Source organism: Micromonospora tulbaghiae (genome assembly GCF_900091605.1).
GTDB lineage: Bacteria > Actinomycetota > Actinomycetes > Mycobacteriales > Micromonosporaceae > Micromonospora > Micromonospora tulbaghiae.
Window position 1 is genome coordinate 328,556 of the sequence record NZ_FMCQ01000002.1, and the last position, 23,521, is coordinate 352,076.

General features: G+C 72.4%; 25 protein-coding genes. 15 read left to right on the forward strand and 10 right to left on the reverse strand.

The window, feature by feature from the left end; genetic code table 11:
* Positions 1-96: 96 nt before the first annotated feature.
* Together GA0070562_RS06530 and GA0070562_RS06535 are read left to right on the forward strand one after the other, a co-directional pair.
* On the forward strand, positions 97-864 hold the full coding sequence (locus GA0070562_RS06530; protein ID WP_091416908.1) for an enoyl-CoA hydratase-related protein: 768 nt from the start codon (positions 97-99) through the stop codon (positions 862-864).
* 9 nt (positions 865-873) lie between these two features.
* Entirely contained in the window at positions 874-1,503 is a 630-nt protein-coding gene (locus GA0070562_RS06535; RefSeq protein ID WP_091416912.1) for an enoyl-CoA hydratase/isomerase family protein, read from the forward strand.
* A 53-nt stretch (positions 1,504-1,556) separates the two neighbouring features.
* Here the strand turns inward: GA0070562_RS06535 and GA0070562_RS06540 are convergent, their stop codons facing one another.
* The 6 genes from GA0070562_RS06540 to GA0070562_RS06565 all read right to left on the reverse strand — a co-directional run bounded on the left by GA0070562_RS06540 (position 1,557) and on the right by GA0070562_RS06565 (position 7,267).
* Positions 1,557-1,976 carry a GlcG/HbpS family heme-binding protein gene (locus tag GA0070562_RS06540; RefSeq protein ID WP_091416916.1) on the reverse strand — a complete coding sequence of 140 codons (420 nt, stop codon included), beginning with the start codon at positions 1,974-1,976 and terminating at the stop codon, positions 1,557-1,559.
* Between the two features lie 37 nt (positions 1,977-2,013).
* Positions 2,014-3,219, reverse strand: a complete 1,206-nt coding sequence (locus GA0070562_RS06545) for a CaiB/BaiF CoA transferase family protein (protein WP_091416921.1) — start codon at positions 3,217-3,219, stop codon at positions 2,014-2,016.
* Positions 3,220-3,266: 47 nt separating this feature from the next.
* Positions 3,267-4,286, reverse strand: coding sequence for an ABC transporter permease (locus GA0070562_RS06550; protein WP_091416923.1), 1,020 nt, complete (start codon positions 4,284-4,286; stop codon positions 3,267-3,269).
* Positions 4,283-5,209, reverse strand: a complete 927-nt coding sequence (locus GA0070562_RS06555) for an ABC transporter permease (RefSeq protein ID WP_175438666.1) — start codon at positions 5,207-5,209, stop codon at positions 4,283-4,285. Before GA0070562_RS06555 ends, GA0070562_RS06550 begins: the two co-directional genes overlap by 4 nt.
* 61 nt (positions 5,210-5,270) lie before the next feature.
* A complete protein-coding gene (locus tag GA0070562_RS06560; RefSeq protein ID WP_091416930.1) occupies positions 5,271-6,377 on the reverse strand; it encodes a sugar ABC transporter substrate-binding protein in 1,107 nt (368 codons plus the stop codon).
* Between the two features lie 44 nt (positions 6,378-6,421).
* Positions 6,422-7,267 carry an ATP-binding cassette domain-containing protein gene (locus tag GA0070562_RS06565; protein ID WP_091416934.1) on the reverse strand — a complete coding sequence of 282 codons (846 nt, stop codon included), beginning with the start codon at positions 7,265-7,267 and terminating at the stop codon, positions 6,422-6,424.
* A 337-nt stretch (positions 7,268-7,604) separates the two neighbouring features.
* On the opposite strand from GA0070562_RS06565, the gene GA0070562_RS06570 reads away from it, so the two are divergent.
* The 13 genes from GA0070562_RS06570 (at position 7,605) to GA0070562_RS06630 (ending at position 18,853) form a co-directional block, all read left to right on the forward strand.
* Entirely contained in the window at positions 7,605-8,714 is a 1,110-nt protein-coding gene (locus GA0070562_RS06570) for an amidohydrolase family protein (protein WP_091416937.1), read from the forward strand.
* Positions 8,711-9,088, forward strand: coding sequence for a metal-sulfur cluster assembly factor (locus GA0070562_RS06575; RefSeq protein ID WP_091416940.1), 378 nt, complete (start codon positions 8,711-8,713; stop codon positions 9,086-9,088). Before GA0070562_RS06570 ends, GA0070562_RS06575 begins: the two co-directional genes overlap by 4 nt.
* A 270-nt stretch (positions 9,089-9,358) precedes the next feature.
* Entirely contained in the window at positions 9,359-10,567 is a 1,209-nt protein-coding gene (locus tag GA0070562_RS06580; protein WP_091416943.1) for a substrate-binding domain-containing protein, read from the forward strand.
* Complete coding sequence (locus tag GA0070562_RS06585; RefSeq protein ID WP_091416947.1) at positions 10,564-11,340, forward strand: ATP-binding cassette domain-containing protein; 777 nt, start codon at positions 10,564-10,566, stop codon at positions 11,338-11,340. The genes GA0070562_RS06580 and GA0070562_RS06585 overlap by 4 nt, the downstream gene beginning before the upstream one ends.
* Positions 11,337-12,434 carry an ABC transporter permease gene (locus GA0070562_RS06590; protein WP_091416950.1) on the forward strand — a complete coding sequence of 366 codons (1,098 nt, stop codon included), beginning with the start codon at positions 11,337-11,339 and terminating at the stop codon, positions 12,432-12,434. The genes GA0070562_RS06585 and GA0070562_RS06590 overlap by 4 nt, the downstream gene beginning before the upstream one ends.
* Positions 12,431-13,471 (forward strand): amidohydrolase family protein, encoded by a 1,041-nt coding sequence (locus GA0070562_RS06595; RefSeq protein WP_091416954.1) that lies wholly within the window; start codon positions 12,431-12,433, stop codon positions 13,469-13,471. Before GA0070562_RS06590 ends, GA0070562_RS06595 begins: the two co-directional genes overlap by 4 nt.
* On the forward strand, positions 13,461-13,760 hold the full coding sequence (locus tag GA0070562_RS06600) for a NifU family protein (RefSeq protein ID WP_052166116.1): 300 nt from the start codon (positions 13,461-13,463) through the stop codon (positions 13,758-13,760). Before GA0070562_RS06595 ends, GA0070562_RS06600 begins: the two co-directional genes overlap by 11 nt.
* Positions 13,757-14,965 carry a CaiB/BaiF CoA transferase family protein gene (locus tag GA0070562_RS06605; RefSeq protein ID WP_091416958.1) on the forward strand — a complete coding sequence of 403 codons (1,209 nt, stop codon included), beginning with the start codon at positions 13,757-13,759 and terminating at the stop codon, positions 14,963-14,965. The genes GA0070562_RS06600 and GA0070562_RS06605 overlap by 4 nt, the downstream gene beginning before the upstream one ends.
* Positions 14,966-14,975: 10 nt before the next feature.
* Positions 14,976-15,407 (forward strand): GlcG/HbpS family heme-binding protein, encoded by a 432-nt coding sequence (locus GA0070562_RS06610; protein ID WP_091416962.1) that lies wholly within the window; start codon positions 14,976-14,978, stop codon positions 15,405-15,407.
* Positions 15,404-16,288, forward strand: a complete 885-nt coding sequence (locus GA0070562_RS06615; RefSeq protein WP_091416965.1) for a hydroxymethylglutaryl-CoA lyase — start codon at positions 15,404-15,406, stop codon at positions 16,286-16,288. The genes GA0070562_RS06610 and GA0070562_RS06615 overlap by 4 nt, the downstream gene beginning before the upstream one ends.
* Positions 16,285-17,442 carry a CaiB/BaiF CoA transferase family protein gene (locus tag GA0070562_RS06620; protein WP_091416967.1) on the forward strand — a complete coding sequence of 386 codons (1,158 nt, stop codon included), beginning with the start codon at positions 16,285-16,287 and terminating at the stop codon, positions 17,440-17,442. Before GA0070562_RS06615 ends, GA0070562_RS06620 begins: the two co-directional genes overlap by 4 nt.
* A complete protein-coding gene (locus GA0070562_RS06625; protein WP_091416970.1) occupies positions 17,439-18,188 on the forward strand; it encodes an SDR family NAD(P)-dependent oxidoreductase in 750 nt (249 codons plus the stop codon). The genes GA0070562_RS06620 and GA0070562_RS06625 overlap by 4 nt, the downstream gene beginning before the upstream one ends.
* Before the next feature lie 29 nt (positions 18,189-18,217).
* Positions 18,218-18,853 (forward strand): GntR family transcriptional regulator, encoded by a 636-nt coding sequence (locus GA0070562_RS06630; protein ID WP_013286904.1) that lies wholly within the window; start codon positions 18,218-18,220, stop codon positions 18,851-18,853.
* A gap of 58 nt (positions 18,854-18,911) precedes the next feature.
* Here the strand turns inward: GA0070562_RS06630 and GA0070562_RS06635 are convergent, their stop codons facing one another.
* The 4 genes from GA0070562_RS06635 to GA0070562_RS06650 are packed head-to-tail and all read right to left on the reverse strand — an operon-like array spanning position 18,912 to position 23,506.
* Positions 18,912-19,769, reverse strand: coding sequence for an HpcH/HpaI aldolase/citrate lyase family protein (locus GA0070562_RS06635; RefSeq protein ID WP_091416975.1), 858 nt, complete (start codon positions 19,767-19,769; stop codon positions 18,912-18,914).
* Positions 19,770-19,781: 12 nt separating this feature from the next.
* Positions 19,782-21,245, reverse strand: a complete 1,464-nt coding sequence (locus GA0070562_RS06640; RefSeq protein ID WP_091416978.1) for a dihydroorotase — start codon at positions 21,243-21,245, stop codon at positions 19,782-19,784.
* 22 nt (positions 21,246-21,267) lie between these two features.
* Positions 21,268-22,674, reverse strand: a complete 1,407-nt coding sequence (locus GA0070562_RS06645; RefSeq protein WP_091416983.1) for an MmgE/PrpD family protein — start codon at positions 22,672-22,674, stop codon at positions 21,268-21,270.
* Positions 22,667-23,506: a cyclase family protein gene (locus tag GA0070562_RS06650; RefSeq protein ID WP_091416985.1), complete on the reverse strand. Its 840-nt coding sequence runs from the start codon at positions 23,504-23,506 to the stop codon at positions 22,667-22,669. Before GA0070562_RS06650 ends, GA0070562_RS06645 begins: the two co-directional genes overlap by 8 nt.
* Between the last annotated feature and the right edge of the window lie 15 nt (positions 23,507-23,521).

Genomic DNA, 23,521 nt, shown 5'->3' on the forward strand with positions numbered 1-23,521 from the left:
CTTCCTTGTGAATCTCGCTTTCCGCGCCGGGTACTCGGATCTTGACGACATACCGGCGAGTATGTTCGCCTGGTCCGGACGACAGGGAGGTGATCCGTGGAACCCGTCGGTTACGCGGTACACGACGCGGTGGCGGTCGCCACGATCGACCGGCCGCAGACACGCAACGCGCTCAGCGCCGACGTCCTGTGCGCGCTCGCCGCGGCGATGGACCGGGCCGAGGCCGACCCGGAGGTACGGGTGCTGGTGCTGACCGGCGGCCCGCGGCTGTTCGCCTCCGGCGCGGACATCCGCGAGCTGCGCCGTACGTCCCCGGCCGACTACCTGCTCTCCGAGCGGCTGGAGTGCTGGAACCGGTTCGCCCGCTTCGGCAAGCCGGCCGTCGCCGCGGTCGCCGGATACGTCCTGGGTGGCGGGTGCGAGCTGGCGATGACGTGCGACGCGGTGGTCGCGGCCGACTCCGCCGTGTTCGGCCAGCCGGAGATCAACCTCGGCATCATCCCGGGCGCCGGCGGCACCCAGCGCTGGGCCCGTGTCGCCGGCCGCTTCCGGGCCGCCGAGCTGGTGCTGGGCGGCCGGCTGGTGGACGCCTGGACCGCGCAGCGAATGGGTCTGGTCAGCCAGGTGGTGCCCGCCGAACGGGTGGTCGAGGCGGGGATCGCGCTGGCGTCCTCGATCGCCGCCCGCAGCCCGGTCGCGGCCCGCCTCGGCAAGCAGGCGCTGCGTACCGCCGAGGAGGTCGGCCTGACCGCCGGCCTCGCCCACGAGCGTTCGCTGCTGCTGACGCTGCTGTCCACCGACGACCACATCGAGGGCATCGACGCGTTCCTGGAGAAGCGTCCGGCCCGCTTCACCGGCCGATAGGAGAACGACGTGACGCAGGTACACGAGGCCACCGACCCGGGCGCCGGCGAGCGGCTCGGTCCGGCCGCCCGCTCCGCACTGCTCGACGCGCTCAAGCGGCACGCCCGTGCGCCGGGGGAGCCGCTGCTGATCCGCGTCCAGGGCGACGCCTGGCGGCACGAGCCCGACGACCTCGCCCAGCCGGTGGTACGCGGACAGCTGCACGAACTGGTGCTGCGGGTACACGCCGCGCCGGGCCCGGTGATCGTCCACGTCGACGGCGCGGTACGCGGTCTCGGGTTCGGCCTGGCGCTCGCGGCGGACCTGCGCGTCGCCGCGCCCACCGCGACGTTCGGCACGGGCTCGCCCGCGGCGTTCCTGGCCGGCGGCGCCGGACGGTTCCTCGCCGGTGTCGCCGGCACCGGCGTGCTGGCACACCTGGCCTGGACCGGGGCCACGCTCGACGCCGAGGAGGCGCTGCGGCACGGACTGGTCGGCTCGGTGTCGGCCGACCCGGACGCCGGGGCTGCGCTGGCCGCGCGGGTTGCCACTGTCGCCCCCGGCACGGCGTCCGCGCTGGCCCGCGCGCTGCGCGGCCGGGACCGGCCGGAGCTGACCGCCGCGCTGGACTACGAGTCCTGGCTGGCCGGCGTCGAGTGAGCCGGGGCGGGGGACCGCCGCCCCGGCGGTCCCCCGGGCCCCGTGCCGGAGCATCAGGCCACGGCGTCCAGGCCGGCGCGCGCCACCTCCATGTCCTGCGTGTAATGCCCGCCGCTGACCCCGATGCCGCCGATCACCGCGCCGTCGGCGGTGATCGGGTAGCCGCCGCCGAAGACGACGAGCCGGTCGATGCCGGCGGGCGCGCCGGTGGCCAGCGGCGCGTCGTCCTTGATGAAGTCGTACCAGCCGTCGGTGGGCATGCCGAAGCCCGCCGCCGTGTACGCCTTGTCCTGCGCGACCTGCACCGACAGCAGCGCGGCGCCGTCCATCCGGGCGAACGCCTTCAGCACGCCGCTCTCGTCGACGACGGCGATGACGCAGGGCAGAGCCATCTGCTCCGCCTTGGCGACGGCGGCGGCGAGGATCCGCTGGGCCGCGTCGATCGTGACGGACGTCTTGGTGTAGTGGGACATGGGACTTCCTTTCGTGGTGGTGGGGTGGGGCAGGCGCTCAGACCACGCCGGCGGCGCGCAGGCGGGAGATCTCGTCGTCGTCGAGTCCGGCGACGTCGCGGAGCACCTCGTCGGTGTGCTGGCCCAGCTCGGGCCCGACGCCGCGGATCCCGCCGGGCGTCGCGGTCAGCTTCGGCACGACGTTCTGCATCGGGAACTCGCCCAGGTCCGGGTGCTCCAGCCGGACGATCGCGTCCCGGGCGGCGAAGTGCGGGTCGGTGAGCATCTCCTTGGCGGTGTAGATCCGCCCGGCCGGCACACCGTGGCGGTGCAGCAGTTCCAGCAGCTCGTCCCCGCCGTACCCGGCGCACCACTTGGCGATCAGCTCGTCCAGCTCGCGCTGGTGCCGGCCGCGGTCGGTGTGGCCGGCGAACCGCGGGTCGACGGCCAGCTCCGGCTGCGCCATCGCCTCGGCCAGCCGCCGGAAGACGGTGTCCTGGTTGGCCGCGATCACCACCATGCCGCCGTCGGAGGCGACGTAGACGTTGCTCGGCGCGATGTTCGGCAGGATCGAGCCGGTGCGTTCCCTGATGTAGCCGCCGAGCGCGTACTCCGGCACCAGCGACTCCATCAGCGCGAGCACCGACTCGTAGATCGCGCTGTCGACGATCTGGCCCCGGCCGGTCGCCTCGGCCACCCGCAGCGCGCCCATCGCGCCCACCGCGGCGAACGTGCCCGCGAGCGAGTCGCCGATGCTGATGCCGACCCGGCTGGGCAGCGAGTCGGGATCACCAGTGGTGTAGCGGATGCCGCCCATCGCCTCGCCGATCGAGCCGTACCCGGCGCGTTCGGCGTACGGTCCGGACTGCCCGTACGCCGACACCCGCACGATCACCAGCCGTGGGTTGATCTCCCACAGGACGTCCGGGCCGACGCCCCAGCGCTCCAGCGTGCCGGGCCGGAAGTTCTCCACCAGCACGTCGGCCTCGGCGGCGAGCCGGCGCAGTACCTCCTGCCCGTCGGGGACGCGCAGGTTGAGGGTGACCGAACGCTTGTTGCGGCCGAGGACCGGGAACCACAGCGACTTGCCGTACGGGCGCTCGCGTCCCCACTCGCGCATCGGGTCGCCCCGCCCCGGCTCCTCCACTTTGATCACGTCGGCGCCCAGGTCGCCGAGGATCTGGCCGCAGAACGGCCCGGCCAGCAGGACCCCGGCTTCGATCACGCGCAAGCCGGACAGCGGGCCGCGGGCATAGTCGTTCATGTCGTCCCTGTTCTCTCGTCGGTCGTCTCGTTGGGTGCGGGCGGAGGTCAGGCCGGCACGGCGTTCGGCCGGGCCTCCGGCTCGGGTTCCGGCTCGGGGGAGTGCCGCTGCGTGCGCTGGCGGATCCAGCCGAGCGAGACCGCGCCCAGCAGCGTGACGCCGAGCAGGATGTCGCCCAGCGGCAGCGGCATGCCGCGCAGCCGGAAGATGTTCAGCACGATGCTCAGCGAGAGCAGGCTCAGGAACGCCGTCATCGGGCTCCCGTGCCCGCCGCCGGCGAGGCGGAACCCGGCGATCAGCAGCGCGCCGTAGACGTACAGCTCGGTGCCCTCGCCGAGGGTGACGGCCGAGGCGCCGGTGCGCATCACCTGGACGCAGCCGGCGACCGCCGCGGCGGTGCTGGTCAGCACGAACAGCGCCAGCCGGACCCGGCCGGCCCGGATGCCGGCGCGAGCGGCGACGACCTCGTCGCCGCCGGTGGCGCGCAGGTGGGTGCCCCAGCGGGACCGGCGGACCAGCGCGCTGCACACCAGCGCGAGCCCCAGCACCACCAGGACCGGCACCGGCAGCGGCCCGACCGTGGTCTTCAGTGCGGTGCTGAGCTCCGGGGTGTACGCCGCCACCGAGCTGCCGTCGCTGATCACCTTCGCCAGGCCACGGGCGGCGACGAGCATGCCCAGCGTGGCGATCAGCGGCCAGACGCCGAACACCAGCGCCAGGCCGCCGTTGGTGAGTCCGGCCAGCAGCCCGACGCCGAGCGCGGCGAGCACGCCGGCCTGCCACGAGCCGGAGGCGGTGTAGGCGGTGGCGTAGACGACCGCGCCGAGGCCGAGGACCGAGCCGACGCTCAGGTCGGCGACGCCGCCGGTCATGGCCAGGCTGGCCGCGAGCAGGACGATCGCCGGGGCGAGCAGGTCGCCGAGCATGCTGGAGATGTTGGCGCGGGTGGCGAAGTCCGGCGCGAAGCTCAGCGCGGCGGTCACGGCGACCACGAACAGCAGCACGCTCGTGGTGGACGGGCGGTTGAGCAGGGCCGTCCATCCGGGCCGGGTACCCGAGGTCGTCATGGTGCGCTCCTGACGCTGTTGACGGCGAGCGCGACCGCGAGCACGACTCCCTCGACGACCGGCTGCCAGCTGGACGAGACGCCCCAGGTGACGATGGCCGTGGGCAGCGTGTTGAGCAGCAGCAGCGCGGCGGCGACGCCGAGGAAGCTGCCCCGGCCGCCGGTGAGCGCCATCCCGCCGAGCAGCAGGATCGAGATCACCCGGAACTCGGTACCCGGGGTCAGCGTGGACTGGACGATGTCGCCCTGGGACGCGAGGACCAGCCCGGCGAGGCCGGCGACCAGCCCGCAGAACACCAGGGCGCCGGCTTGGATCCGGTCCGGCCGCAGGCCGCGCACGAGCGCGGCCTGCCGGTTGCCGCCGACCGCGACGAGGTGCCGGCCCAGGCGGGTGCGGCCGGCCACGAACGCGACGACCGCCAGCAGCACCACCATGATCCAGAAGACCCGGGGTACGCCGAACAGGTCGCCGGCGACGTGCCGGCGCAGGAAGCTGTCGCGCGGGATCGGCACGAACTCGATGAACAGCCGGGTGGTGCCGCTGACCAGGAACATCGTGCCGAGGGTGGCGACGATGGGGTGGATGCGCACGCGCACGATCAGCGCCGCGTTCACGGTGCCGATGAGCGTGCCGAACACCAGCACCGCCACCAGCACCACGGCGAACGACGCGCCGTCGGTCAGCAACTGGGCGGCGATCAGCGCGGCGGCGACAGCCGTCACGCCGACGGACAGGTCGAACTCGGCGCCGCTGAGCATCACCAGGCTGACGCCGACGACCAGGACGCCGATGAACGCCATGTTGAAGGCCACCGCGATGACGGTCTGATGGGACAGGAAGGCCGGCGACTTCACGGCGGTGGCCAGCACCAGCGCGACCCAGAGCGCGGCCAGGGCGAGGGTGGCGCCGTGGCGGCGGAGCACGGGGAGAACCGTGCTCCGCCGGACGGCTGCCTGCGGGGCAGACACGGACATGGTCAGGTGCTCACTTGCCGAGCCCGTACGTCTCGGTGCCCGCGGGACAGTACTGCTCGGCGGCAGACTTGGCCGGGGCGTCCTTGGCGTAGAGCGCGTCGATCCGCTCCTTGAGCGGGGGAATGGACGACACGGCGTCCTTCGGGAACGCGCAGACCGGGTTGAACAGCGCGTTCGGGTCCTTCGGCGAGTCGACCACGGGGATCTTCTCGCCGGCGACCATCCGGTCGAGGATCGTGTAGATCTGCTTGGCGTAGCCCTCGTACCAGAACGCGGTCGAGCCGCCGAGACCCGGTGTGTCGACGCCGAACAGCATGAGGTCGGCGCCGAGGCCGTAGCCGTAGATGTCACCGGCGCGACTGAGCTGCTCCGCGGCGTTGATGGTGCCGATGATCATGTTGTCGTTGCCGCCGAGCGCCAGGATCTTCTTCGCGTCGGGCTTGGAGACCAGGATGTCGCGCGCGACGCCCTGGGAACCGTCCGGCGTGGTCGGCGAGTTGCGCCGGGTGATGACGCCGTCGATGTCCGGGCACACCTCCTTGAGTCCCTTGAGGATGCCCTCGGTGCGCAGCAGCGCCACGTCACCGGACTCCTCGTTCTCCAGCACGGTGACGAGGTCCGGCTTGCAGTCCCACTTCTGCTTCGCGTACGTCCCGCCGGCCCGGCCGGAGAGCCGCCCCGACTCGACGTTGTTGATCCCGAAGAAGTGCGCGCCCGGGTGGGCGATGTCGATCGCGATGACCGGGATCCCGGCCTTGTTGAAGATGTCCATGATCTGCGGCGCGACCTTGCCGTCACCCTGGAACTCCACGACGTGGGTGACGCCGCGGGAGACCATGGTCTCGGCGTTCGCCACCGCGGTCGGCCCGTCCCGGTCGTTGTTGAGGACGAGAATCTCCCATCCGCGCTTCTCGGCTTCCTTGCGCATGCCGACGTCGATGGCCCCGAGCACGGGGCTGGCCGGCTCGGCGAAGTTGGCGAACCCGATCCGGACGTCCTTGGCCTCCAGCGCCTTGCCCTCCGCGGGGGCCGCGGGGGCCGCTCCCTCGGTGGAACAGGCCGCCGTCATGCCCAGCGCGACGACGAGCGCGGCGCTCGCGAACGATCTGCGTCTCACTCTGATCCCTTCTCTCGGGTTTGCTTCGGCCGGTGTGGCCGGTGTCAGGACTCGGTCGCCGCCGCGGCTGGCGCCGCACCGGTGATCAGCGCGACGATGTCGCCGGAGGACGCCTCGGCTGTGGTCAGCTCGCCGACGGTGCGTCCCTGTCGCATGACCGTGACCCGGTCGGCGACGCGGAAGACGTGTTCGAGGTTGTGCGAGATCATCAGGACGGCGATGTCCTGCTGTTTGAGCGCGGTGATGATCTCCAGGACGTGTCCGGACTCGGTGACGCCCAGCGCCGCCGTCGGCTCGTCGAGCATCACGATGTTGCGGCCCCACATGGTGGCCCGCGCGACGGCGAGCGCCTGGCGCTGTCCGCCGGACATCGAGGACACGTGCGAGGACAGCGAGGGCAGCCGGGCGCCGATGCGGTCGACGGCCTTCTGCGTCCGCTCCGCCATCGCCCGGCGGTCCACCAGGCGCAGCAGCCGGGACATCGGGCCGCGGCCCAGCGGCTCCCGGCCCAGGAAGACGTTCTCCGCCGCGCTCATCGAGTCGATCAGCGACAGGTCCTGGTAGACGGTCTCGATGCCGGCGTCGAGCGCGTCGGCGGGACCGGCGAACCGGCGGGGTGCGCCGTCGACCAGGATCTCGCCGCGATCCGGCGTGACCACGCCGGCGAGCGTCTTCACCAGCGTCGACTTGCCGGCGCCGTTGTCGCCCATCAGCGCCATGACCTCGCCCCGCCGCAGGGTCAGCGACGCGTCGCGCAGTGCCCGTACGGCGCCGAAGCTGCGAGCGATGCCGCGCGCCTGGAGGACCGGTGTGGTGGTGGGAGGTGGGACCTCGTCCCGGCGGCGCTCGACGTCCCCGGGACGAGGGACTGCCGCTGCCTGCTCTGTCATGGCGAGAGAGTCAAGCAATGTATGCAATCACTGTCAAGGATTCACGGCGAAGCAGTCCGTGCCGTGCTCGTCGCCGGGTGTCATTCGACCCGACGTGTCTAGAAAATCGGGAAAAACACGAGGTGGGGATGCCGGTCGTGGCGCACGTCGGCCCTCTGCGCCGACGATGGGACCGTCTTGACCGCTCCGGACTGCGCCCCTATGTTGTGTACATTCTCGGGCCGATGGTGGCCGCGATCACATACCGCGCACTGCCGCGACGGGCGGCCGGCGCGGGTGACCGGCCGCGCCCGTCCACCGCTCGTCGCGCTCCCGTCGACAGGAGAACGGAGTTGACATGATCAATGGGATGGTCGTGGTGGACGGTGTCGTCCACGGGTACGACTTCCGGCCCGGAAACCGGGCGCCGCACTGCTCCCAGGCCGCGTACGACGGCATGGTGAACGCGCTGTACCGCATCGGCCACACCTCGGTCGAGTCGCCGGCGCCCGGATACCTGATGACGCGGGACGAGTTCACCGCCGGCTGGACCGCCGAGGAACTGGCGGACATCGTGTTCGTGGAGAGCGCCGTCGACGTGATGATCTACCACGGCGTGGAGATCGACGGGTTCTTCGACGGCGGCGCCTCGCCGTACGAGCTGGGCCGCGAACTGAAGCGGCGGTACCCGGACCGGGTGCTGCTGTTCGCGCCGGTGGATCCGCTGCGCGGCCCCGCCGAGCTGGACCTGATGCAGCAGCGCGCCGAAGAGGACGACATCGACGGCTTCAAGTTCTATCCGACCAACGGGCTGATCGACCCGGAGGTGAACTCCTCGAAGCTGATGCTGCTGGACGACCGCGAACTGGCGTTCCCGTTCCTGCAGAAGGCGCTCGACCTCGGCGTCACGCACATCGGCGCGCACAAGGCGGTGCCCGCCGGGGCCGGACCGCGGGTGCTCAACCACGTCGACGACGTGACCTGCGCGGCGATCGCCTTCCCGGGCCTGACGTTCGAGGTGGTGCACAGCGGCTGGGCGTTCCTGGAGGACTGCGCGCTGCAACTGCGTACGCACCCGAACATCTGGGCGACGATCGAGTCGGTGTCCAACATGATCGTGCGCAAACCGCGCCGGTTCGCCGAGATCGTCGGCATGCTCATGATGCACGGCGGCACGGATCGCATCATGTTCGCCACCGGCGTGCCGTCCGCGCACCCGCAGCCGATCATCGACGCGCTGATGGGCTTCGAGATGCCCCGGGACCTGGTCGACGGCTGGGGTTTCCCGGAGTTCACCCCGGACGTGCTCGCCAAGCTGATGGGCGGCAACGCCCTGCGCCTGCACGGCCTGGACGAGGCGAAGGTGCGCGCGGCGGTGGCCGACGACGAGCTGGCCCGGCGGCGCGAGGACTATCTCGCGCACGCGCCCCGGCCGTGGGCGCGCCACCGGGAACGGCTGGCCGCGTGAGCGGCGTGGATCCGGCCGCGGCCGACCTGCGGGCACGTCTGCTGAGCGCGTGCAACACCGTCTACGACCCCTGCGGGCTGGGCGTCGGCCGGCGCGTGGGCATCGTCGACATGGGGCTGGTACGCGACGTGCGGGCGCGGCGGGAGCCGGACGGCCGGCTGCGGGTGACGCTCGACCTGATCACCACCGGCCCGTTCTGCATGTACACGCCGTTCTTCGAGCAGAGCGTGCGCCGGGAGATCGGACGGGTGGCGCCGGAGGTCGACGACGTCGAGGTCGAGTGGGGCGAGAGCACCGACTGGTCCGAGGCGATGATGACCGAGCACGGCCGGGCGGTCCTGCGCATCGGGCGTTCCGCGGCACCCGTCCGCTGACGCGTACCCCGAAAGCTTCAGGTCGGAAAAATACAATTTCTCCGCCCGGTCGGGGCGAATACGCCTCCCTCGGGGGCTGGTGAAGCGCTCTCTTACAGGGCTTATGTTTCGGCATTGTGAACTATTGACTGTCGATGTTGATCGTGTTGGACTGCGATTGCATGCAACCCGAAGCGCCCGTCACGCGCCGGGTTCGTTTTCGCCCCTCCCTGCGCCGACTCATCGACTCGCTTCTCTTCGACGCCTGCCACCCACTGAGGGAGTAGCACCGTGACACACACTTCCGGAGCCCGCCGGCTCCGCGCCGCCGCCGCCGCGTTCGGGGTGGCCGCCCTCCTGCTCACCACCGCCGCCTGCGGATCGGGTGAGGACAGCGCGGCCTCCGACACGCCCGCCGCGGTCAACGACGAGTACACCGAGACGGCCCGCAAGCTGATCGCCGCCGGCACCGGCGGAATGCTCTACTTCGAGGGCAAGGAAGCCGACATCACCCTCGACAAGATCAAGGTCTACGAGGAGTGGTCCGGGCCGACGACCTCGGTGAAGCCACCGGCGAACGGCAAGCTCAACATCATCGTCTGCAAGATCGGCACCTCGTGCGAGGAGGTCGGCAAGCGGGCCACCGCGATCGCCGAGAAGCTCGGCTGGAGCGCCGAGATCCTGGACGGCCAGGGCACCCCGGAGGGCTACCAGAAGGCACTGGCCACCGCCGCCGCCAACAAGCCCACCGCCGTCATCACCGTCGCCATCCCGGAGAACCAGGTCGCCGACGGCATCGCCGAGCTGCAGAAGGCGAAGATCCCGGTGGTGGGCGTCTCCGCCGTCGCCGAGGGCGGCGCGGTCGGCTACGACGCGCACGTGTCCAGCCGGGAGACGTTCCAGGCGGTGCTGGCCACGGCGAAGGCCGTCGCCGACTCCAACGGCAAAGCCAAGGTCGTCTTCCTCTGGGACGTCGGCTACCCGCACCTGGTCGAGGCGCTCAACGCCAGCAAGCGCGTGCTCGCCGGCTGCACCGGCTGCGAGCTGCTGGAGGTCCGCGAGCGCACGCTGGCGCAGGCGGTCGACCCGATCGAGATGCAGAACATCACCACCTCGCTGATCCAGAAGCACGGCGACAAGCTGCAGTACATCCTCACCCCGTACGGCAACGGCGTGGAGTCCGTCATCGCCGCCATCCGGGCCGCCGGTCGCAACGACATCAAGGTGCTGTCGAAGAACGCCGAGCCGGAGCGGCTGGGCAGCGTGGCCGCCGGTGACCAGCTCGCCGACTTCGGCGCCATCCGCGGCTGGAACGCCTACGCCGCCATCGACCAGGTGGGCCGGCTGGCCGCCGGTCAGCCCGCGCTGCCCGACGCCGAGCAGGGCATCCCGGCCACGGTCTTCGACAAGACGAACGCCCCCAAGGACGGCGCTGTCGACTGGAACGGCTACGTGAACTACGCCGAGCGCTACGAGAAGATGTGGAGCGAGGCCCGATGAGTGCCGCCCCGGTGCTGGAGGCGGTGGACGTCAGCAAGTCCTACGGCCGGGTACGCGCCGTCACCGACGTCTCCTTCGACGTGCGCCCGGGCGAGATCCTCGGCGTCGTCGGGGACAACGGCGCCGGCAAGTCGACGCTGATGAGCATGGTCAGCGGCGCGTTGGCACCGGACTCCGGCCACCTGCGGGTGGCCGGCCGGGACCTGACGCCGCACACCATCGGCGCGGCCCGCGCCGCCGGGATCGAGATGATCTACCAGGATCTCGGGCTCTCCGACAACCTGAGCATCGTCGAGAACGTCTTCCTCGGTCGCGAGTGGACCGGCGGCGTACGCGGCCTGCCCGTGCTGCGCAAGCGGGCGATGCGCGAACGCACCCGGGCGGTGCTGGAGGAACTGGGCATCGACCTGCACGACATGAACGTGCTGGTCGAGGGGCTCTCCGGCGGGCAGCGGCAGATGGTCGCCATCGCCCGCGCGCTGGTCACCGAGAACGAGCCGCGCGTGATGGTGATGGACGAGCCGACCGCGGCGCTCGGCACCACCGAGTCCGACGGCGTCAACGCCCTGATCCGCCGGCTGCGCGACCGGGGCTACGCGGTCATCGTGATCAGCCACCGGATCCCGGAGATCCTGTCGATGGCCGACCGGCTGCTGGTGATGAAGGGCGGCCGCAACGTCTACCACGGCCCCACCGAAGGGCTCGACGTCGAACGGTGCGTGCAGCTGATCGTCGCCGGCACGCTCGCCACGGCGGGGGAGGCGGTCCGATGACCGCCGCCGCGACGAAGACGCCCCCGGGCCGCGGCCGTGCGGTCGTCAAGCAGAGCGCCGACCGGTCCCGCGCCGGGGCCGGGGAGCGGGCGGTCGAGGGGGTGAGCCGGTTCGGGCTGCTCGGCATGCTCGTCCTGGTGATCGCGGTCTTCTCCGTGCTCACCCCGGACACGTACTTCACCACCACCAACTTCCGGCTGATCCTGGTCAACCAGACCGTGACGGTGATCGTGGCGATGGCCGCCACGCTGCCGTTGCTGGCGCACTACCTGGACGCGTCGGTCGGCCCGATGCTGGGCCTGGCGCAGGGCGTGAGCATCTGGCTGATCGCGGTGCAGGGCGTGCCGATCTGGCTGGCCCTGGTCGCCGTGCTCGCCGTCGGTGTCGCGGTCGGCCTGCTCAACAGCCTGCTGGTGCTGAAGTTCGGCATGAGTTCCATCATCGCCACGCTCGCGGTGGGCAGCCTGCTGATGGGGCTGCTCTACATGGTCACCGGCGGCCGGGTGCTGTACCAGAACGTGCCGCCGGCGTTCACCGAGATCGCCCGCGGCGACCTGGGCGGCGTCCCGCTGCCGCTGATCTACCTCGTGGTGCTGGTGCTGGCGCTGGAGTTCATCGTCGTCTGGACACCGTTCGGGCAGCGGCTCTACGCGATGGACGGCAACCTGCGCGGCGCCGCCCGGGCCGGCATCGACGTGCGCAGCTACACCATCCGGGCGTTCGTCGGCGCGGCAGTGCTCGCCTCGCTCGCCGGGGTGCTGCTGGCCTCGCGGATCGGTTCGGCCCAGCCCACCGTCGGCGAGCAGTTCCTGCTGCCCGCCTTCGCCGCCGCCTTCCTCGGCGCCGCCGCGCTGCGACCCGGCCGGGTCAACATCCTCGGCACGGTGATCGCCGCGTACTTCATCACCTTCACCATCGCCGGCCTGCAACACCTCGGCGCCGCGACCTGGATCGAGCGCGTCTTCAACGGCCTCGCCGTCATCGCCGGCGTCTCGGTCGCCGCGTGGTCGGTGCGGCGCCGCCGCCAGCTCGCGGTCCGGCACGTCGAACGCCTGGAGCACGACACCACCCCGAAGGGACGCCCCACCCCATGAAGAACGGCTTCTTCGTCCTCGACAACGCCATCCACATGTACAAGCTCACCGACGAGAACATCGACTTCGACCACGGCGGCAAGAAGTCGACGAACGCGCTCGTCGAGTACGCCCGCAAGTACTCCGCCCCGGGCTACCCGTACGACGACATCTCCGGCCGCGAGCTGTCGGTCGAGGACGCGTACCGGCTGATGTTCGAGGAGTCCGACACCGACATGGCGATGGCCCAGACGGTGCCCAGCCACGGCGGCTGGAAGCTGGGCTTCTCGCCGGCGGAGAACAACTACAAGCTCAAGGAGGCGTACCCGGACCGGGTGCTGTTCTGCGGCGGCGTCGACCCGATCACCCACGGCCGCTACGGCGCGGTGACCGAGATGATCCGGCAGATCGAGGAGTGGGGCGCCACCAGCTTCAAGTTCTACCAGGCGCACTCGGGCGGCCTGTCCTGGAAGATCGACGACCGGCAGGTCGCGTACCCGCTGTGGGAGACCGCCCTCGAACACGGCGTGACGAACGTGCAGTTCCACAAGGGGCTGGCGTTCAACACCCAGCACATCGCCGACCTGGCCCCGTACGACCTGGAACGCGCGGCGCAGGACTTCCCCGAGATGACGTTCATCGTGCACCACCTCGGTGAGCCGTTCATCAACGAGACGATCAACATCGCCGCCCGGTACGAGAACATCCACCTCGCGCTCACCGCCTGGATCAACCAGTACCCGGTCGCGCCCCGCGCCGCGCTGCACGCCATCGGCAAGTGCCTGCTGCACGTCGGCCCGGACCGGCTGCTGTGGGGCTCCGAGGCGTTCGTCTGGCCGAAGGTGCAGGCGTACATCGACCTGTTCGCCGAGATGCAGATGCCGGAGGACCTCCAGGACGGCTACGGCTACCCGGAGCTGACCGACGAGATCAAGGAGAAGATCTTCGGCCTGAACTTCGCCCGGGTGCTCGGCATCGACGTGAAGGCCAAGAAGAAGGAGCTGTACGGCAAGAGCGGCAAGAAGTCCGCGAAGAAGGGCCGCAAGGATGGGCGCTGACAAGACGGCGAAGGCCGCCGACCGGGCCCTGGACGGCAAGGTGCGCCAGCTCGTCGAGGCGCACGGCGGCGGCGTCACCGTCGACGTGGACGCCGACGGCGACGCCCGGGTGACGTTCCACGGCCGCTGCGCGGCCTGCCCGTCGGCGCCGGTCACCATGGGCTCGCTGGTCCGCCCGGCGCTGCTGAAGATCGAGGGCGTCCGGTCGGTGACCCGGGCGGGCGCGGTCTCCCGGTTCGCCGAGGCGCGCATCGAGAAGATGTTCGGACTGTCGGAGCCGGCCGGATGACCGGCAGCTTTCCCGACGGGCCGCTGACCGGCGTACGGGTGGTGGAGGCCGGCGTGCTGCTGGCCGGGCCGTTCTGCGCGCAGCTGCTCGGTGACTTCGGCGCCGAGGTGATCAAGGTCGAGCAGCCGGACGGCGGCGACCCGATGCGGCAGTGGGGGCGGGAGAAGCCGCACGGCAAGTCGCTGTGGTTCCCGGTGGTGGCCCGCAACAAGAAGTCGGTCACCTGCAACCTGCGGATGCCCGAGGGGCAGCAGCTCATGCGCGACCTGCTCGCCGGCGCCGACGTGTTCGTGGAGAACTTCCGCCCGGGCACGCTGGAACGCTGGGGGCTCGCGCCGGAGGAGCTGCACCGGATCAACCCGCGGCTGGTCGTCGTGCGGGTCACCGCGTTCGGGCAGGACGGCCCGTACGCGTCCCGCGCCGGCTACGGCTCGATCGGCGAGGCGATGGGCGGGATCCGGCACGTCACCGGCGACCCGTCCACGCCGCCGAGCCGCATCGGCGTCAGCCTCGGCGACTCGCTGGCCGGCACGTTCGCCGCGCTCGGCGCCATGATGGCGTTGCGGGTGGCGAGCAGCACCGGCCAGGGGCAGGTGGTGGACAGCGCGATCTACGAGTCGGTGCTGGCCCTGATGGAGTCGCTGGTGCCGGAGTACGCGCTGACCGGCTACATCAGGGAGCGGACCGGCTCGATCCTGCCCAACGTGGCGCCGAGCAACGCGTACCCGACGCGCGACGGCGCCACAGTGCTGATCGCCGCGAACCAGGACACGGTGTTCCGCCGCCTGGCGGCGGTGATGGGCCGCCCGGAACTGGTAGACGACCCCCGGTACGCCACCCACGCCGCCCGCGGCGCGCACCAGGCCGAACTGGACGACCTGATCGCGGCGTGGACCGTCACGTTCGAACCGGCCGCGCTGCTGCGGCTGCTGCATCTGGGCGGCGTACCGGCCGGGTCGGTCTACACCGCCCGGGAGATGCTCGCCGACGAGCACTTCGCCGCGCGCGAGGCGATCGTCGAACTCGACCACCCGGAGATGGGCGCGTTCCCGATGCAGAACGTCGCGCCCCGGCTGTCCCGCACCCCGGGCCGGCTGCGTTCGGTGGGCCCCCGGCTGGGTGAGCACACCGACGAGGTCCTGCGCCAGGTGCTGCGCCTGGCCGACGACCGGATCACCGAACTGCGCGCCGCCGGCGCGATCTGAGGAGGCAGTCATGGCGAAGAACCCGTACGTGGTGAAGAAGCGCTCGGTCTCCGCGGAGGCCGCGCGGGCGATGGTGGCCGCCGCCGTCGCCCGAGCGGAGGAGATGGGCTTCGCGGTCACCGTCGCGGTGTGCGACGAGAGCGGCGTGCTCAAGGCGTACGAGCGGATGGACGGCGCGCCGCTGGTGAGCGTCCAGCTGGCGCAGGACAAGGCGTACACGGCTGTCGGCTTCGGGCTCAGCAGCGACGGCTGGTACGACTTCATCAAGGACGACGGCCCGCTGGCGATGGGCGCGCCGCCCGCGATCGACCGGCTGGTGACCTTCGGCGGCGGCTATCCGGTGAAGGTCGACGACGTGCTGGTCGGCGGCATCGGGGTCAGCGGCGGCCACTACACGCAGGACATGGAGGTCGCGCAGGCCGGACTGAAGGCGCTGTCTTGAACGTCGAGATCGTCGAGGTCGGCCCCCGCGACGGCCTGCAGAACCACCCGGCGGAGCTGACCACCGCGCAGAAGGCCGAACTGGTGCGCCGGGCCGTCGCGGCGGGCAGCCGGCGGGTCGAGGTGACGAGCTTCGTCAACCCGGCGAAGGTGCCGAAGCTCGCCGACGCCGACGCGTTGACGGCGCTGGTCCGCGACGAGCCGGGCCTGGCCTCGATCGGCCTGGTGATGAACGGGCGCGGCCTGGACCGGGCGGTCGCCGCCGGCGTCACCGAGGTCAACTTCGTCGTGGTCGCCACCGACACGTTCTGCCGGCGCAACCAGGGCACCTCTACCGCCGAGGCGGTGGCGGAGGTGCGGCGGCTGCTGCCCCGGGCACGCGAGCAGGGGCTGCGTACGTCGGTCACGGTCGGGGCCGCGTTCGGCTGCCCGTTCGAGGGCGAGACGCCGCCGGAGCGCGTGCTGCGCGTCGTCGACGACCTGGCGCCGGTGGCGCCGGACGAGGTGGCGCTCGCCGACACCATCGGCGTGGCCGTGCCGTCCCAGGTGGAGCGGCTCTTCACCGCCGTGCGCGGGCGCACCGGCGCGAGCTTGCGCGGGCACTTCCACAACACCCGCAACCTGGGGCTGGCGAACGTCCTGGCCGCCGTCGGGGCCGGTGCGCGGGCGATCGACGCCAGCGTCGGCGGCATCGGCGGCTGCCCGTTCGCGCCGGCCGCCACCGGCAACGTGGCCACCGAGGACGTGGTGTACGCGCTGGAACGCTCCGGGACACCCACCGGGGTGTCGCTGGACGCGGCGATCGGCAACGCCAGGTGGCTGGGCGAGGTGTTCGGCGCCGAGCTGCCGGGCATGCTGAGCCGGGCCGGCGGGTTCCCGTGACCGGGCCGCTGTCCGGGCTGCGGGTGCTGGACCTGACCAGCACGTTCTCCGGTCCGTACTGCACGCTGATGCTGGCCGACCTGGGCGCCGAGGTGATCAAGGTGGAGCCGCCGGGCGGCGACATCGCCCGCCAGCTCGGCGCCGCCCGCACCCCGGGGATGGCGGCGGTGTTCCTCAACATGAACCGGGGCAAGAAGAGCGTCCTGCTGGACCTCAAGGCGCCCGCCGACCGGGCCGCGTTCGACCGGCTCGTGCCGGCCGTGGACGTGCTGGTGCACAACATGCGCCCGGCCGCGGCCGCCCGGCTCGCGCTCACCTACGACGACGTGCGCGCGCTGCACCCGGCGATCGTCTACTGCGCGATCCCGGGTTTCCGGGGCACCAGCCGGCACGCCGACCGGCCCGCCTACGACGACGTGATCCAGGGCGCCTCCGGGATCGCCCGGCTCCAGAGCGTCAACCAGGAGCAGCCCGGGTACGTCGTCACGCCGCTCGCCGACAAGATCACCGGGCTGACCGCGTCCACCGCCGTGCTCGCCGCGCTGCGGCACCGGGACGCCACCGGCGAGGGGCAGCGGGTCGAGGTGCCGATGTTCGACACGATGGTCGCCTTCGGGCTGCTCGAACAGCTCGACGGCTGGACGTTCGACCCGCCGACCGGGCCGCCGCTCTACCCGCGTACCGCCGCGCCGAACCGCCGTCCGTACGCCACCGCCGACGGGCACCTGTGCGTCCTGATCTACACGGGCCGGCAGTGGGAACGGTTCCTCACCCTGGTCGGGCGCGCCGACCTGCTGAGCCATCCCGACTACGACACGGTCGGCAAGCGGATCGCCAACGCCGACGGGCTCTACCGGGTGGTCGCCGAGGTGCTGCGCCGGCGTACCACAGCCGAGTGGCTGGCTGAGCTGTCGGCGATCGACGTGCCGTGCGCGCCGCTGGCCGGCTACGAGGAGATCCTGCGCGAGGAGGAGCGGGACGGGTCCGGCCTGGTGTCGATCGTCGAGCATCCGGTGGCCGGCCGGCTGCGCAGCATCGCCTCGCCGATCGCCATGTCGGCCTCGCCGCTGCGGGCCGGCCGGCTCGCGCCGACGCTCGGCGAGCACAACGACGAGGTGCTCGCCGGCGGCGGCACCGAGGGGAGCAGCGGATGAGGGGCATGGTCGCCGTCGTCACCGGCGCCGGATCGGGGATCGGGCTCGCCGTCGCCCACCGGCTGGCCGGCGAGGGCGCCGAGGTGATCTCCGCCGACCTGGACGTGTCCGCCTGCGCGGGGGCCGCGGTCACCGCCGACCTGGGCACCCCGGCCGGCGTGGCCGCCGTCGTGCGGGAGGTGACCAGCCGGTACGGCGGCGCGGACGTGCTCGTCAACAACGTGGCGCTCGCGCCGTACCGGGACGCGTTCACCGACATCGACGACGCGGCCTGGCAGCGCACCTGGGACGTCAACGTGATGTCCTGCGTGCGCCTGTGCCGCGCGCTCGTGCCGCTCATGGTCGAGCGGGGCGGCGGCAGCGTCGTGAACATCGGCTCCGAGGCCGCGCGGCACCCGAAGCCGCACATGATCGACTACGCGGTCAGCAAGGCCGCGCTGCTCAGCCTCGCCAAGGGCCTGGCCCTGGAGTACGGCTCGCGGGGTGTGCGGGTGAACACCGTCGCGCCCGGCCCGACCCGTACCGCGACCATGGACGCCTACCTGGAGTCGGTCGCGCTCCGGCTGGGCATCGGCGTCACCGCCGCCGCCGACCACGTGGTGCACGAGCTGCGCAGGCTGCCGCTGGGCCGGATGAACGAGCCGGAGGACGTGGCCGAGGTGGTGCTGTTCCTCGCCGGGGACCGGGCCCGGCAGGTGACCGGCTCGGAGTACGCCGTCAACGGTGGTTCCACCGCGTCGATGTAGGTTCACCATCGGTGAACAGAGGGGGACGCATGGGCCGGGCCACGCAGTCGGCGTACGAGTCGATCAAGACGCGCATCCTCGGCGGGGCGTACGAGCCGGGGAAGAAGCTCTCCGAGGAGGATCTCGCCGCCGCGGTGGGGGTGAGCCGCACCCCGGTACGGGAGGCGCTGCGCCGGCTGCACGCCGAGGGCCTGGTGGACTGGGAGGCCAACCGGGGCGCCACCGTGCCGGCCTGGCGGGAGCAGGACCTGGAGGAGATCTTCGAGCTGCGCGCCCTGCTGGAGGGGTACGGCGCCGAGCTGGCCGCGACCCGGATCACGCCGGAGGAGATCGCCCGGCTGCGCGAGCTGTGCGCCGAGATGGAGGGCTACGCGGCCGGCCAGCGCCGGGACCGGGCGGACCGGATCGCGGTCTGCAACGCGCAGTTCCACGAGATCATCCTGGGCGCCGGGCGGAACCGCCGGTTGAGCGCGCTGCTCGGGGCGGTGGTGCAGACGCCGCTGGTGAACCGCACGTTCCGCCGGTACGACGAGGCGGCGATGGCGCGCAGCATGTCGCACCACCGGGAGCTGATCGACGCGTTCGAGGCGCGCGACCGGGCCTGGGCCGGCTCGGTGATGCGGGCGCACATCCTGGCCGCCCGCGCCACCCTCGGTACGCCCTGACCCGTGCCGGACCGGGACGCGTCGCACCTGCCGACGGTCACCGGCCCGGCGTCACGGGTCAGCCGGCGGACGCCTCGGCGCGGCGTACCACCTCGGTGGCGGCACGCACCACCGCCCGGTCCAGCAGGCGGCCGTCGGCGTCGGTGGCCACCCCGGAGCCGCCGCGTTCGGCCTGCTCCAGCGCCGCCAGCACGGCCCGGGCGGAGGCCACCTCCTCCGCGGTGGGGGTGAACACCTCGTTGATTGTCGCGACCTGCCCGGGGTGGATGGCGCTGCGCGCCCGGAAGCCCTGCCGCAGCAGCGCCCGGGTGGTCCGCTCCAGCCGTTCCGGGTCGCGCAGCGTCGTCTCCACCGGCCCCACCGCGGGGGCGATGCCCGCGGCCGCCGACGCGACGACGACCTGGGAGCGGATCGGGGCGAACTCCGCCCGGTCCGCCCCCGGCTGCAACCCCAGCTCACCGGCGAGGTCCGCCTCACCGAGGCCGAGCCGCAGCACGCGCGGCGCGGTGGCCACCTGCGGCGCGGTGAGCACACCCCGGGCGGTTTCGATCAGCGCGACCACCCGGAACGCCGGGGCGTCCGGGCCGAGCCGCCGCTGCACCCGGGTCAGCGCGGCGTCGACCTCGGCGAGCAGCTCCGGCTCGGCCTTCGGCACCCAGACCCCGGCCGCCGCGGGGGAGAGCACCTCGACGTCCGCCTCGACCTGGTCGCTGTTGATCCGCACCCACAGCGCGGGGCCGGACGGCGCGGCGGCGCCCAGGTACCCGGCGACCGTCTCCCGGGCCTGCGCCTTGCGAGCGGGTGTGACCGCGTCCTCCAGGTCGAGCACGAGCGCGTCCGCGCCCCGCCCGGCCGCCTTGTCCAGCAGGTCCGCCCGGTCGCCCGGCACGTACAGGTAACTGCGCGCCACCGCCATCTGTCGTTCCCCCTACCGCTGCGGGCGGGCGAGGTAGCGGCCGGCCGGCTCGCCGGTCACCTTGCCGTCGACGAGCACGTGCTGCCCGCGGACGAAGGTGTCGGTGACCCGGGCGGTCAGCTCGAAGCCCTCGAACGGCGTGTACTCCTGGGTCGACTCGGAGTCCTCCGCGCGCACCGTCCAGGTCGAGTCGGGGTCGACCAGGCAGATGTCGGCGTCGTACCCCTGCACCAGCGCGCCCTTGTTGCGCAGGCCGAAGCGCTGCGCCGGGTTCCACGAGGTCAGCTCCGCCACCCGCTGGTACGACAGGCCGCGCCGGCTGCCCTCGGTGACCAGGCCGGGCAGCAGGTACTCGGCGCCGCCGAACCCGGACTTGGCGACGAAGATGTCGTCGCGCGGCTCACCGAACTTGACCTCGTCCTTGCAGCAGGCGTGGTCGCTGACCACCCAGTCGATCTTGCCGTCCAGGACGTACCCCCAGAGCGCCTCGACGTCGGCGCGCGGGCGCAGCGGCGGGTTGACCTTGCCGCCCAGGCCGTGCGCGGTGTCGATGTCGGCCACCAGGTGGCCGATGGTCACCTCGCGGCGGAAGTCGATGTGCGGGAACGCCCGCGCCATCCGCAGCGCCGCGTCGACCGCCTTCTCCGAGGTCAGATGCAGCAGGTTGATCTTCGGGAGCCCGGTCTCGTGCGCCAGGTACGACGCGATCGACACGGCCAGTCCCTCGGAGTGCGGCGGCCGCGACGCGTGGTACGCCTCCAGCCCGCGCAGCGTGCCGTCCTGCTCGACCTGCTTGGTGTAGGCGCTCATGATCTCGGCGGTCTCGCAGTGCAGCGACAGCGAGATCTCGTCGGCCAGCTCGGGGAACTGCTCCCGGGCCGCCTGGACGCCTCGCATCACGAACTCGAAGTGGGCGTAGTCGTACCGCTCGCCCTCCGGGATCATCAGGAACGAGTTCTGGTCGGCGGACCGGCCGTGCAGGCCGTGGCTGCCGTAGAACATGAAGATCTTGAACGAGGTGACCCCGTGCTCCTCGACCAGCGACGGCACCTCGCCGATGTGCTCCCGCGACATCGGCGCCAGGTGGAAGCCGTAGTCGATGTAGGAGCGGCCCTCCGTGGCGGCCAGGACCTCGGGGAAGAAGTCGGCGTAGCGGCCGCCGCGGTTGAGGTAGTACTGCCCGGTGCGCATGTAGTTCAGCGCCGTGGTGACGCCGCCCTGCACCGACGCGCGGCTCTCCGAGACGGCGTCCTCGCTCAGCGGGTTGTAGATGCCCCAGTGCTGGTGGGCGTCGACCACGCCGGGGAAGGCGAGCCGGCCGCCGCCGTCGACGACCTGGGCGGCCTCCGCCCGGTCGATCTGCGGGGCGACGCGGCTGATCCGCCCGTCGGTGACGCCGATGTCCATCAGCTCGGGCTCGGGCCGGTCGTGCCGGACCACGCGGACGTTCGTCAGCAGCAGGTCGTACGTGCTCATGGTGTTGCTCCTCGTGCTCGGTTCAGCGGCGGTTGATCAGGCCCATCAGGCCGTGGACGTCGGGGGCCCGGTCCAGCCGGTGGACCTCCTCGGCGATGCGGTCGGCGGTCGCCTCCGGCAGCGCGGCGGCGTTCGTGCGGAACTTGACCGCCAGTTCGGCGTCGCTGAGCGGACGCTGCGGCCCGCCCCGGTTGGCGAGCACCTCCTGCACCCACTCCCGCCCGTCGCGGGTGACCACCCGCAGCACCGCCGGGAACTGGTGCGGGAAGATCGCGTCGCACCGCTCGTCGCCCACCACGTCGACCAGCGCCATCAGCGCCCGCCGCTGCGGGTCGTGCGCCAGGGCGTCGGTGAAGTCGGCGAGGTCCACGCCGAGACCGCCGCCGCCGATCAGGCCGGCGACGACCGCGTACGGGCCGCTGAACTGCGCCTCGTAGCCGGTCTGCGGCGTGCGCTTGCGCTCGATGGGCTGGCCGATGGTGCGCACCGTCGGCGTCGGCACGCCGAGCGTGATCGACTCGATCTCGTCCAGCGGCAACCCGCGTTCGCGCAGCGCGATCGCCGCGTCGATCGCGGCGTGGGTGAAGTGGTTCGCCGGGTACGGCTTGAAGAAGATGCCCGGCACCGCCCAGTCGGTGCCGAGCCCGCGGACGATCTCGTCGCCGTCGAACTCGCCGCGCAGGAACGCCTGGAAGAAGCCGAAGCGTCCCTCCAGCACGGTCGGCGGTCCGGTCACGCCGTGCCGGGCCAGCTGCGCGGCGCTGACCGCCGCGTGCGCCGCCCAGCCGCAGTGGATCCGCTTGACGGTGCCGCCGTTGCGGTTGGACTCGATCAGCCCGGCCGCCATCGATGCGGACACCCCGAGCGCGTCGAGCGCGCCGTCGGCGTCCAGCTTCAGCAGCCGGGCCGCCGCGACCGCGCCGCCGAGCGTGCCGCAGATCGAGGTGGCGTGCTGTCCGTGCTCGAAGAAGACGGAGTTGCCGGCGGCCGGGTCGTAGCCGGCCATGCCCAGCCGGACGCACACCTCCAAGCCGACGGCGATGGCCGCGACGGTCTCCCGCCCGGACGCCCCGGACGCCTCGGCGGCGGCGAGCGCGGCCGGCACCACCGACGCGCTGGGGTGCAGCACCGACGGCAGGTGGGTGTCGTCGTAGTCGAGCGAGTGCGCCAGCACGCCGTTGGCGAACGCGGCCAGCGCCGCCGGGACCTTCTCGTCCAGTCCGACGGCGGTGGCCTGGCCCCGGCCGCCCTGCTCGGCGACGTAGTCCAGGGCCGCCTGGCTGGTCGGCAGCGGCCGGGCCGCCACGCAGAGCCCGAGCACGTCCAGGACGCGGGCCCGGACGCTCGCGACCACCTCGTCGGGCAGCGTCTCGGCGGCGGTGTCGGCGGCGAAGGCGGCCAGGTGGCGGCCCAGGGTCGGCTCAGCCACGGCTGATCACCGCCAGCGGGCGCACCGGGGAGCCGGTGGCGCCGTACAGCGGCAGTGGCGCCATGACGAAGGTGAACTCGTGCACCTCGTCGCGGGCCAGCTCCTCCAGCGCCATCGTCTCGATCAGGTAGATGCCGTGCTCGACGAGGAGGATCCGGTGCGCCGGCAGCGAGCTGTGGCCCTTGCCCGGCGGCAGGCACTCGAACGCGATGGTGTCCGCGCCGGCCGCGTGCACGCCGCGCTGCGCCAGCCAGGTGGCGCCGTCCGCGCCGACCCCCGGTACGCCGGAGTCCTTGCCGATGTACTGGTTGCGGTCCTCGTGGTCGAACAGCCGGCCCCACCCGCTGCGGATGAGTACCACGTCGCCCGCGCCCACCGGCGTGCCCTGCCGGGACACCGCGGCGTCCAGGTCGGCGGGGGTGATCTCGTAGCCGGGCTCGCAGCTCTGGACGCCCAGCGCGGCCGGTACGTCCAGCAGCACGCCGCGGCGCACCATCGGCGCGACCGTGTGCACGCCCAGCTCGTCGAACCGGCCGCCGACCTGCGCCGCGGCGGCGTCGGCGCCGCCGTGCAGCCGGCCGTCCTGGGAGACGTGCGCCAGCGCGTCGACGTGCGTGCCGACGTGCGTGCCCATCACCAGCAGGTCGTTGGCGGCCGAGCCGCCGTCGGCCCGCACCATGTCGCCGTGGCGGCGCGGCAGGGTGAGCCCGAACGCGGGGTGGTTCGGTGACTGCGGCATGCCGGCGGTCAGCCGCCGGCCCAGGTCGTAGATCGTGACGCCGGCCTGCACGGCGTCGAGCAGGCGGTCGGCGGTTCTGGCAGTGGTGCCCACGGGGTTCCTCGCGTT